Here is an 11,384-nt window from a genome sequence, read left to right on the forward strand (position 1 = left end):
TTTTAGGTTTTTTGCAATGAGCGTGGTTTTTGTAGGAAGTTACTGGCTGTGTTTGGCACAAAAAGCCTATGAGTAGGTTTTGTGATGGCTTCTTTAGCGATCGCAACGACAACACCGCAGCCATAGCTGGGGTTATGCCGATGGCTTTTTTAGTCTTTACGGCGGTCGGACGATGGCTTTTTTAACTTTGGTAAGGAGTGACACAGCTGTTTTTATTGCTCGTCAGTAAAGGAAAGCAGATAAGTTTGAGTCTGCACAGTGTCTTACTGATGGCTATTACAGCCTATGTGGAATTGGTGAGAAATTGAGATTTTGGAGGCTTCTGATATGGCTTATGCCATTGCCAGAGTGAAAAAATTGAAACGAGCCAATATTGCTGGGAGTGCTGCTCACACTTCCAGGCAGAGAGAAACACCCAATGCTGACCCTGCTAAACAAAATATCAGGTTCATAGGCAATACTGACAGGGAGGAAAAGTTAGAAGATTTGGTGTTAGCAAAGATTGGGCAGTATGAGCAAAAACGAAAAATTCGCACTGATGCGGTGTACTGTGTAGAGATTTTGCTGACTGCTTCTCCTAGTTACTTTCGACCGCTTGACCCCTCGGCTGCTGGGTATTATGAAGAGGAGAGGTTGGCTGATTGGTTGTCAGCGACACAGCAGTGGTTAGAGAAGGAATATGGCGATTGTGCGGAGCGCACTGCTGTAGGCGATCGCATTGTCAGGGCTGAATTGCACTTGGATGAAGTAACACCCCACATTCATGCTTATTTTGTGCCACTGGATGAAAACGGGCAACTGCGGTGCAATCATTTTTTTGATGGTCGGCAGAAGATGCGAGATTTTCAAGAAAGCTACTTTGCAGCAGTACAGCACCTGGGGTTAGAGCGTGGGATTCGAGGTAGTGTAGCTAAACACCAGGACATTAAGGATTTTTATCGCATAGTTGAGGAAGGAAAGGATTTGAACTCGGAACTGACTATTGCACAGATGCGGGCTAAGGCAGCAGATCGAGATAGGGCAGTGCAGAGTAAAAGTTCTATGGAGCGCACTGCTAAAAGGTTGGTGCAGGAAAATGAGACTCTGCGACAAAGGATTAAGGAACTAGAAGCTCAAAAGGAGCAGTTGCAACAGCAGGTTGAACAATTGAGTGATTTGCCCCTAGAAGATGTAGCTTGGCATTTGGGATTCGACCCAGACAATAGCAGCGATGTGGGGCATACTGTTGTAAGTGGTGATAAGGTAAAGTCCAGCACTCTCAAGGGAAATGACGCGGAATCCTCTGTCCAAGGCAATCGCTTACGACGCAGTGTAGCTGAACGCACAAAGCGTACTGCCATAGGCAGCTATCGCTGCTTTTTAGGGGGTGAACACATTATCTATATCAATGGTTCTCAATGGAGTCACCTTGCACCTGATACTCAAAAAACTGGTGCTATTGCTGGTGCTGTCAATACTCAAAAAACTCGTGCTAGTGCTGCCAATGCTCAAAAAATTGGTAATGTTACAGCCAACACACAAACAACAAGTGTTAGTCCTGATGCTATTACTGGTACTGGTGCGGTGGCGTTGGTGAAACACATTAATGGGTGCAATTTTAGAGAAGCTATCGCTTGGTTAAATGACCGCTTTGGTGAGGAAGGGATGCAGAGGGCTGTTACTCATTATGCTAGGCAACAAGCGCAAATGGTCATTCAAGAGCAAGAAGAACCACAGTTTGTACCACCAGTACCGGACAAATCGAACTGGCATTTAGTACACGACTATCTAACTAAGAAACGGAGATTGCCCACAGAGTTGGTGCAAGAATTATATCAGCGGGGGTGGGTTTATGCTGATGATCAAGAAAATGCTGTGTTCTTGTTGAGAAACCTCAATGGTGAAACCAAAGGTGCATTTTTGCAAGGGACAAGAGCAGAAGACAATACTTTTACAGGATATGCCATTGGTACAAAACGCAGTGAAGGTTGGTTTTACCTGCAATGGGGAGGGCAACCTACTGATGAAATCCAAAAAGTCGTGTTGTTGAAGTCACCCCTTGATGTGCTGTCTTTTGCGATGTTGGAAGTTGAAAGACACCGAGGAGTACCAGGAGGAGTACCAGAAGAAAGAACAATGTACATGACTGTGGATAGTCCCAGGAGTTTACCTGTGGATTTGTTGCAGGATATCCCTGAAGTTGTTTGTGCTTATGATAACGACAGTGCTGGAGATGAGATGGCTGGTGTTGTAGGTGAATTGTTGCCCCAAGCGACTAGAGTTAAACCACAAGCGCAGAATTGGCATGAGGAATCGTTGGTACTGCTACGGTGGCAACAGAGGGAACGAGAGTATCAACAACAACGCCAAAAGCAACAGCGACAGCGTGAGCGCAAGCGTGAGTCTGAACTGGAGTTATGAGCCGTATTGCTGCTTTTAAAAACTGATATCAATTCTTTCTGCATTATCGTCTACACCATGTCTAGACAAAACCCCAGTGGAAATAAAACTTACCTTTTGATACGGAAATCACCTTACATCTTCGCCCTCGTCATGCGTCAGACCAATCTGCTGAAACTGTGATATTGCTGTGAACTTAAGTTATGTGGCCGCTAGATTAGTCTTGTTAGCCTGTGGACTGGTGAAGCAGCGCAGAAAATAGCATTTAAATAAATCTTGCCCTTGACATCAAAGCTGAGAAATTAGCCACTTGGATAAAAATTTAATAGCCACTTGGATGATGGTAACTACTGAAACAAGCAATTAAAGTGAGTGTATGCTCAACTGACAACTTTCCAAGTTATGGCTGACCTCAATTTAACAAGAAGGAATTAGAAAAATGGCAACAATTCACTTTATTGATGGAGAAAAAGGTGGAGTAGGTAAGTCATTATTTGCACGAGTCATGGTGCAATATTGTCTTGATAAACAACTGCCATACGTGCTGGTAGAAGCTGACCCAAGTAACCCAGATGTGGGTGTATTTTACCCAGAAAATACCCAAACAGCAGTTTTTAGTGAATCAGAACGTAAAGTTTATGCTGCTGATGCAATTTTTAACTTAGCACTAACAAATCCTGTGATTGTCAATTTACCTGCTCACGTAACTAAAGCAGTGAATGATTGGATTGAGCGCAATCAAATACTTGAAATGGGAACTCAGCATAAAGTTGATATCTGCAAGTGGTTTGTTGGCAATGGTGGATATGATAGCATCCAGTTATTGATTCAATCTTTAAACCACTTTGAAGGCAAAATTAAGCACGTCTTTGTTCGCAATTTTGGTCTATGCGATGACTGGAAACACGTAGATGAAAGAGAGGATTTACAAGAGTTAATTCAAGCTCAAAAAGTACCTGTAATTAACTTTCCTAAATTTAGCTATCGAGAGCGGGATTTACTTGCTGCAACCCGGATCAACTTTTCTCAAGCTTTCTTAACTGCTGAGTTGGGTATTTTGGGTCAGCAGCGTTTGCATAGTTTTCTTAAAAAAGCTTACGAAGAAATTGGCAAGGCGCAAGTATGGAATGTGGGTCAACCTGCGGTTAATAATTTCTTAGTAGAGAAGGGATGAACTCTAAAAGGGGGGGGGAAAAGTGGTGAGTTTGACAATTGCCGCTTTCTTCAGTTTACGCCATAATAATCCGAGAGCCTTCTGGAAACTTTTCTACTTTGATTTGCGTTCCTAATTCTTCTCCCAAAGCAGGAACATGAGTAATTACGCCCACTAATTTGTCCTGCTGACCCAAAGATTGTAATATACTTGAGACACTTTGCAGAGTTTCAGCATCTAATGTTCCAAATCCCTCATCTATAAACAGACTGCCTAACTTAGCTCCTCTTGATAGCTTTTCTGAGAGTGCTAAAGCCAGGGATAAAGAAGTCGCAAAGGTTTCACCACCTGATAGTGTCTGTACCCGTCTTGTTTCGCCACCACTCCAATTATCTTCTACATAGTATTCTTTATCGTCATATTTTAAGGCATATCGCTGTTCTGTAAGTTCTCGCAGAAACACTGTTGCTTGTTCTACTAACTCCTGCTCAAAATGTTGGAGAATATAGGCTTGAAAACGATCCGATTTTAACTCTTTGGATAATATACGATAAGTTTCTAATTCTTTTTGTTTGTTAGCTAGTTGCAGTTGGAATTGTTGTAGCTGTTTTCGCTGCTGTTCAACTTGAGTAATCCAAAATTTTAAATCATTGTATTCTGCTTGTGTTTCCTGAAGTTTAGTATCAGCTTGAATAATAGTTTCTCCATGCTGATGAATTATTTCTGGAGTTATGGTTTGATCACCAATTTCCTTTTTATCTTGCTGAATTAGAGTTTCTAGCCTCAGCTTTTCAGTGTCATGTTCTGTAATCTGTTGCTGCAATTTATCTTGCATTTCTGGTGAGGTTTTACTTTCCTCAAATACTACTTCTGTCAAATTTTCTGACAACAAAGAATTTTGCCAATTAGTCTCTATTTGTGACTTTTCAGTGGCTGCTAAATCAAAATATTCTCTTGCTTTTGCTTCATTTTGTTGAGCTTGAATGAATTCATCATTCGCAGTTTTGTAAGATGCGTTTACCTGCTGAAGCCGATTTTCTAAATCTTGTTGATCTTTTTCTAGTTTTTGCCATAAATTCTCATAAGACTCACCACCAGTAAGTTGAAAAACAGTGTTGGAAATTTCTAAAAGTTTTGTTTTTTGACGTTCCACTTCAGTAGCTGCATCTTGATACTGGGTTTGGGTATAAGATAACTTATCTTTAGCAAATTTTAAATTTTGTTCACTTGATTTAACTTCGGTATCTGCTTTATTTTTTTGTTCTAAACATTCTTGATATTTAGCATCTTTGGCTTGCAATATTTTGTGTTCATTTTGAATTAATTTGACTTCCCATGTATCTGTTTTTAAGATTGCAACAATTTTTTTTGTTTCTGCTGCAAGCTCATTTTCCTTGTCTGATAACTCTTGTAAAGTTTCAACTTCTTGTTTTTTCAGATTATCTCTAGTTGTTTCCGATTGAATTTTTGCATTAGCCGCTTTTTGGTGCTTTTTATCAGCAGCAATTTCATATTTTTCTAATGCTTTGATATCAAGAGAAGATTCTATTTGTGGTAATAAATGAACCTCTGGATAAACACCACCGCAAACTAGACATTCATCACCTGTATGTAGCAAAGCTCGGATAGCAGCAGCATGATTTTGTTGTCTGGCTGTGTTTAATTCTGCACGGGCTTTTAATAGTTCTGCTTTAGCGTCTTGCAAAATTAAATTAGTAGTTTGACAATCATCTTCAGCCGTTTTTAAGTCTTGAGTGATTTTTTCTAACTTCGAGCGTTCACTCCCAACTTGTTTGTCAATTTGTTCCCATTTAATTAGTAAAGGTATGACTTGATTAAGTTGCTCAAGTCTTAAACCACCAGGGGAATATTCAGCAAGTTGATTATTAGCTGTAACCAATATTTTATTTTTAGATTGTAATTCTGTTTCAGCCTGTTTGACAGATTTTTCTACTTCATTTATCAGCTTTGTTTTTTCTACTAATATATTTTCTAACCGCTTTACTTCCTGATTAATTTCACGACGTTGTTGTTCATAAATTTTCGCATCATTGAGAGCTTGTTCTCGCTGTTTTAGTTGTGGTGCAATCTCAGCTTGATAGGCTTTTACTGCCTGCAAATTATCTGCTTGAATTTGTAAAGCAGATTGTTTTTTAATTAAATCTTCAGCAGCATTTTCAGCAGCTACTTGAGTTTTATAATAACGACTACGAGCCGAATTTACTGATGTCCAGATAGCTGATAATCGGTCACAAATCCTCGCTGTTTCTAACTGATGTTTAATACGGTTTATTTCGGGAATGTATTGATGTAATTGTTCAAGCTTCTGTTGTCTATTTGCTAAATCTTCCAGCCGTTGCAATAATTTTTTTTCTGTTTCTAAAACTGCTTTCGCATTTTCAATCTCTTGATTTAATCGCGGCAGTTCTTTTGCTATTAATTTATATCTTTCCCGTCGAGAATTTAATTCTATATCTGATGGTAATTCTAAACCATTAAGTTGTTGTTGCAGAGAATTACATTCACCTTCAAGAATATTAGCTTGCTTCTCAGCCTGTGAGCGCATATCTGCAAAAATTTGGTAGCCTGTTAATTGACGTAAAATTTCTCGACGTTTAGAAGCTTCTCCTTTGAGAAATTTATCAAATTGTCCTTGAGGTAGAAGGATAACTTTTGTGAAAGTCTCAAAATTCATCTGCAAAATTTTTTCAATAGCCGCATTAATTTCTGCTTCTTTCTGTTCTCCCAAATTTTCCCAATTACCATTAATCAGTTTTTGTAGTTTGAAAAAAGTCTGTGCTGTTTTCGCACGATATAACCATGAACGCAAAACTTGATATTCAATGCCATCGACTAAAAACCGTAATGAAACTTGTAACTTGACGCTACCCTGACTTAATAATTCTTTGGGTTGAGTTTTACCAGTAAATCTGGCAACTTTACCATAAAGTGCTAAAGTCATTGCATCCAATAAAGACGATTTACCCGCACCAGTTTGTCCAGTAATCGCAAATAATTCCAGATTTTCAAAATTAATTTTGGACTGATGACGAAAACTAGTAAAACCTTCTAAACTTAGTTCAAGTGGTCGCATCTTGGGTTTCCTTAATTTGGTTATATAGTTCCTCAAACTTTGCTACAACACCAGGAGTAGGAATAGTATTTAATTCTTCTTGAAAGTAGCGTTTAAATTCCTCTACTGGTTCAAAATCTTCACTTTTTCCAGATTTCTCCTGATTAGATGTATTTTTTATTGGATAAAGTGGCTCAATGTGCAGCACTTTTTCCCCACAAATTTTGCGAATTTTATCAGCTAATCCTATTGGCGGTGTTGGCAAATTAATAGTTACCTTCAGGTATCCCGAATAATCACGGTATGGTTCTAATTTTTCTTCATAATTACTCAATTCACATTCCACTATTTGCAAAGGTTTTTGACAGGGAATAGATATAAACTCTGGTTTTTTTGCAGGTAAACCAGGCTCAACATCAATTAAATAAAATCCCTTATCTTCCCCAGCTTCACCAAAGTCTACTTGAATCAAAGAACCACAATAATAAGTAGGAGATGCAGCAGAAATTCGTTGAGGTTTATGAATATGTCCAAGGGCAATATATTGAGCATTAGGTAGGCTTTGTCCAGCTAAAGCATAGGTTTCTTTGGTGTGATAACTTTTTTCCGAATTGGCTAATCTAGCACCATCAATAGTCAGGTGAGCCATGAGAATATTTACACTATCATCGTGAAAACCACTGGCTAAATTATTAAGACATTTACCTAGCCTTTCTTTATAGTTACTTATTTGTTGCAATTCGTCCATTGCCCACAGATTTTCAACTGTTAACAGTCGTCTTTCTGAAGCAAAAGGCATAGCAGCTACGCGCAGTTTACCATTAGGAGTTTCTAGGGTAATTAAACCTCCTTGTTTGACTGAGCGAGGTTGTCCCAAGATATGCACATTTGCTAAAGATAAAAGATTAGCTATACCGTCAAAACGAGAAGCAGAATCATGATTACCAGCAATTGCAACTGCGGGAATTTTTGCTGCTTGCAACCCCTGAAAAAACTGATAAGCAACTCGTTCAGCTTCTGCTGGAGGATTAGGAGTTTCAAAAATATCACCTGCGATTAATACCGCATCAACTTCTAATTCTTTGGCTTTTACTAAAAGTTCTTTCAGGGCAAATTCAATTTCTGAAGTCCGCTCCTTTCCTTTGAGATTCCGCCCTAAATGCCAGTCAGATGTATGAATTAAACGCATAATTATTCCTCTTAAAAACGGTCAAAATCAGCTTCAATATCAGCAATTTCGGCTGGGCTTAAAAACACTTCTTCTTTGCGTGTAGCATAGGTAGGGAAAGGGAAATTAACTAAAATTGGGGCGGGAACTTCTGGCTGATGGACAAACATTGTGCCAGATTTCAGAAATAAAGCTCGTTTGCGACAAGAACCAGTCAAAAAGTTGTATTCAGGGCGTTCTGCTTCTGCTGAATCTAATCTTCCCACAACACGAATAGCCGCTTGTCCCACAACTCGACGTTCTACTTCTGATGCTGTTTGCTGTGCGCCAATCAAGATAATTCCTAATGAGCGTCCCCGTTCTGCAATGTCTACCAGCAAGTCTTTGATGGGGCTACGTCCATCGCGGGGAGCATATTTGTTTAATTCATCCAAAACGATAAAAATGACAGGTTCTCTGCCTTGCTTTTCTTTTTCAAAAAATAGCTTTTGGAGTAAAACACCCACAACAAATTTTTGAGCGCGGGCGGTAAGTTTATGAATATCAGTGACAGTTAATTGAGCATCTGAAGCTAAAGGATTAAGTTGATATTTAGCAACCTCATCCGGTGATAAATCACCCCGAATTAAATGGCTAACTTCACTACTAATACCGTATAAACGCCGAATCATTGCTTCGGCTGTAGCTGAGGCATTTCGTCCTAACCAACGTCTGTTTTCTTCTCTATCTTCATCATTGAGAAGTTTATCTTCTAAAAAGTCGATTAAATCTCTAAAAGTCTTAATTTGTGTTTTGCTATCTTCCCCAAACGCTTCTACTTCTAAATGCGCTTGAATTTTTCGCCGTCGCTTTTTATCACTATCATCATTTTCTTCTGCTAGTCGTGCTAATCTTTCTTCTACTGTTGTCACTAGATAAGATAAATTACCCCTATCTAAATCTTCTCCAGTGAACAAGAAGCGAAATAAACGTTCCCGGCACAATTCCCGTATACTCCACAAATAAACTGATATTCCCTCATAACGCTGTTCTAAATCCGCGTCAATTGTCCGGGAATCTTTTTTAGGTGCAGCCCGAAAACTTGTACTTTTAAAAGGTTGTATGGGTAATTTTAAGATTTCATATTTATTTTTATTTAAGTTTTCATATTTATTTTTATTCTGGTCACTTATCGAATCACCATAAATTTGATTGAGCTTGTCTAAAAAGAATAAATCCTCTCCTTTGACATTAAAAATTAGTGCTTTGGTATTAGCTTTATAAGAACCTAAAACAGGAGAATTGAAAATAGAATATAACAAGAACAAAGCATAAGATGTTTTGGTGGCAACTCCAGAAACACCAGAGATATTCACATGAGCGCCTTTCTCGCCATTAATAAATGAATAGTTAAAATAAGCTGCATTACCATTATTCATAATACCAGCCGGAATCGGGGTATCCATGCTGTCAAAATATAAAGCCGATGCTAGTTGCTTATCTACAGCTAACTTCACCGGATCTCCTGGTTGTGGAGGTAAATATTCTTCTGGTTCAATTCTTGTGACTTGAACGTGAGCAGTATAAGAAATATTGACGGGTAAAGTCCCCTTTTTCGCTACTAATAAAGTATCAGTATCAAACTGCGCTCCTTCATATTGAGTGCGAACATAGTCAACTACGCCATAAAAGTGAACTTTCCTGTTATTATCAGGACGATGAGTTTCCACTTCTATAACATCATCTAGGCGCAATACTTTTTGCGAGTCTACTGCTATCCAAAATTCCAAAGGAGTAGCTTCTTGAGTACCAAGTACATAACCAATAGCTTCAGAAGATGTCATTTATTACCTCCAAAAGATGCCAAAAAGTTTTGTAATCGCCGCTTAATTAATGTTGCATCTCCCATACGTCTACCTAATTCCCGTTCCAAAGCACCAACAGGTGCAAGGTTTTGTGGGGCGCGAGGATCTCTTGATGGATGAGAAGCGTAATAGGGGATTAAATAGCAAGTTTGATTTGCTATTTCTGTTGCTCTGTCTATGCCATTTTTTATAGATAACTCCAGCCGGACAATACCATGTAAATCGTGATAGCCAAGTTGTTTATTAAAATGTTGAGAACTACCAGATTTTAAATACCATGAATACTGGGATCTATCTTTAATTTCAAAAATAGGTGTGCGCTGTCCTGGCAACAATTTCCATAGCAAAGCAGCATATTTTTCAGGCAGGTATTGTCTGTGCATTGTCTTAACATAGCCCAAGGTAAAAATGGGTGATTCATATCGCAATGATCCATCACGAATTACCAAGGTATCTGTATCTTTTATATTTAGTTTGCCTACTAGCTGTTCCTCTGCGGCTAACATGGCATTTTGGACAATTGCACCTCGTGCTTCAGGGGTATTAGGTTGATTGCTTTTAACAGCTTTATAGAGTAATTCGGCTTTGCTTCCCAAAGGGCAAGGAATGGGTGTTGATACAGCTTCTTGTTCGCCACCGAAACCCACAACTCGATGAATATCAATTTCCGGTTCTAGTAGATAACTGGCTTTGGGAATAGTTCTATCCACTACTACAGCACCTACAGCAATTGTGCCAAATACACCGTAGGTTATTGTGTTGCCATCGCCACCGACAAGTGCAGCATCTAGCCTTCTCCGCCCGTCGGTAAAGATCAGGCGATTAGGTAGCGATCGCGGATCTTGAGACTCAAAACTATCCCAATTATCAGTCTCTACTGTAGGGTTAACATCACTTTCTGAAAGCGCAATTTCTTCGCTGATTTGAATTGGCGGCTCGTAGTCATTACCCCAAGGTTCGAGGCGAAAGTTATGCGATCGCCAGAAGTTACTTACATAATTCTCCTCATGCATTACTTTGTGGGTTGCTTAGAAATAGTGTGTTTTTAACATTACCAGTTATAAACCAATAATACCAATTTACGCCTGATGTGATAAAAAATCCCATTATTCTATCAAAGTTTCCACGCTTACCCAAAGCATCGTCGTTGAATAAGTTACACACGCACGTTTTTATGCTTACTTAGCAAGACTTAAAGTGTTCCAAACAATAAAAACTACTTATTGCGATTGCCTCCGTCGGGCGCTCCTACCCTCTGCAATGACTTTTAGATTGATTCATTTCGCTCCTTTCCATACCCTGCGGGAAGGCTACACCTACGCAATGACAATTGTGCATTTTTTTCCTGGTGGTCTTCGCGCCATTTCTATGCTGGAATACATGGTTGTATCTGTATAATTTAAAACAGTTAAATCTGTGGTTTTGAAACGCTTTCACTCATTTTGTCAATAAAAATGATCTTGTGCATATCATATTAAGCCAAGCAGAGTAAGAATTAAACCACTTTGAAGATTTTTGTCTCTATTGTTCCGTAGTAAAACAATTTGCAATAAATTTTTGTATAAAAAATACATCCACTAAATGTAGTAAAGTATTTCAGAGCAGTTGAGGCATAAGTTTACCGACTTTATTCCAGTAAAATCACTGTTATTTTTTTATTTTAGAGAGGCTATGATTGCAGGTATAATAAATGTATTAATATATAGTGTTTAAGAGCTTACAAACTAAATATTTATCACAAGACTGCTAATAATCAACCAGCTATTA

Annotated in this window: 6 protein-coding genes; 2 read left to right on the top strand and 4 right to left on the bottom strand. The window is 38.8% G+C overall.

From position 1 onward, the window contains the following. Nucleotides 1–327: 327 nt before the first annotated feature. Both mobV and H6G06_RS25955 read left to right on the top strand, forming a co-directional pair. A complete protein-coding gene (gene mobV / locus H6G06_RS25950; RefSeq protein WP_190564941.1) occupies nucleotides 328–2,400 on the top strand; it encodes a MobV family relaxase in 2,073 nt (690 codons plus the stop codon). A gap of 418 nt (nucleotides 2,401–2,818) precedes the next feature. Further along, a complete protein-coding gene (locus H6G06_RS25955; protein WP_190564942.1) occupies nucleotides 2,819–3,553 on the top strand; it encodes a P-loop NTPase family protein in 735 nt (244 codons plus the stop codon). Nucleotides 3,554–3,608: 55 nt separating this feature from the next. Here H6G06_RS25955 and H6G06_RS25960 read toward each other — a convergent pair whose 3' ends face one another. The 4 genes from H6G06_RS25960 to H6G06_RS25975 are packed head-to-tail and all read right to left on the bottom strand — an operon-like array spanning nucleotide 3,609 to nucleotide 10,630. Further along, nucleotides 3,609–6,626: an AAA family ATPase gene (locus H6G06_RS25960; protein ID WP_190564943.1), complete on the bottom strand. Its 3,018-nt coding sequence runs from the start codon at nucleotides 6,624–6,626 to the stop codon at nucleotides 3,609–3,611. Further along, on the bottom strand, nucleotides 6,613–7,794 hold the full coding sequence (locus H6G06_RS25965) for an exonuclease SbcCD subunit D (protein WP_190564944.1): 1,182 nt from the start codon (nucleotides 7,792–7,794) through the stop codon (nucleotides 6,613–6,615). The genes H6G06_RS25960 and H6G06_RS25965 overlap by 14 nt, the downstream gene beginning before the upstream one ends. 11 nt (nucleotides 7,795–7,805) lie before the next feature. Next, nucleotides 7,806–9,596: an ATP-binding protein gene (locus H6G06_RS25970; RefSeq protein ID WP_190564945.1), complete on the bottom strand. Its 1,791-nt coding sequence runs from the start codon at nucleotides 9,594–9,596 to the stop codon at nucleotides 7,806–7,808. Then, a complete protein-coding gene (locus H6G06_RS25975; RefSeq protein WP_190564946.1) occupies nucleotides 9,593–10,630 on the bottom strand; it encodes a hypothetical protein in 1,038 nt (345 codons plus the stop codon). The genes H6G06_RS25970 and H6G06_RS25975 overlap by 4 nt, the downstream gene beginning before the upstream one ends. Nucleotides 10,631–11,384: the final 754 nt, after the last annotated feature.

Source organism: Anabaena sphaerica FACHB-251 (genome assembly GCF_014696825.1).
GTDB lineage: Bacteria > Cyanobacteriota > Cyanobacteriia > Cyanobacteriales > Nostocaceae > RDYJ01.

What these genes read in the sequence shown, in the direction of transcription:
- mobV (WP_190564941.1), top strand. Translation starts at nt 328, where the DNA reads ATGGCTTATGCCATTGCCAGAGTGAAAAAATTGAAACGAGCCAATATT.
- H6G06_RS25955 (WP_190564942.1), top strand. Translation starts at nt 2,819, where the DNA reads ATGGCAACAATTCACTTTATTGATGGAGAAAAAGGTGGAGTAGGTAAG.
- H6G06_RS25960 (WP_190564943.1), bottom strand. Translation starts at nt 6,626, where the DNA reads ATGCGACCACTTGAACTAAGTTTAGAAGGTTTTACTAGTTTTCGTCAT.
- H6G06_RS25965 (WP_190564944.1), bottom strand. Translation starts at nt 7,794, where the DNA reads ATGCGTTTAATTCATACATCTGACTGGCATTTAGGGCGGAATCTCAAA.
- H6G06_RS25970 (WP_190564945.1), bottom strand. Translation starts at nt 9,596, where the DNA reads ATGACATCTTCTGAAGCTATTGGTTATGTACTTGGTACTCAAGAAGCT.
- H6G06_RS25975 (WP_190564946.1), bottom strand. Translation starts at nt 10,630, where the DNA reads ATGCATGAGGAGAATTATGTAAGTAACTTCTGGCGATCGCATAACTTT.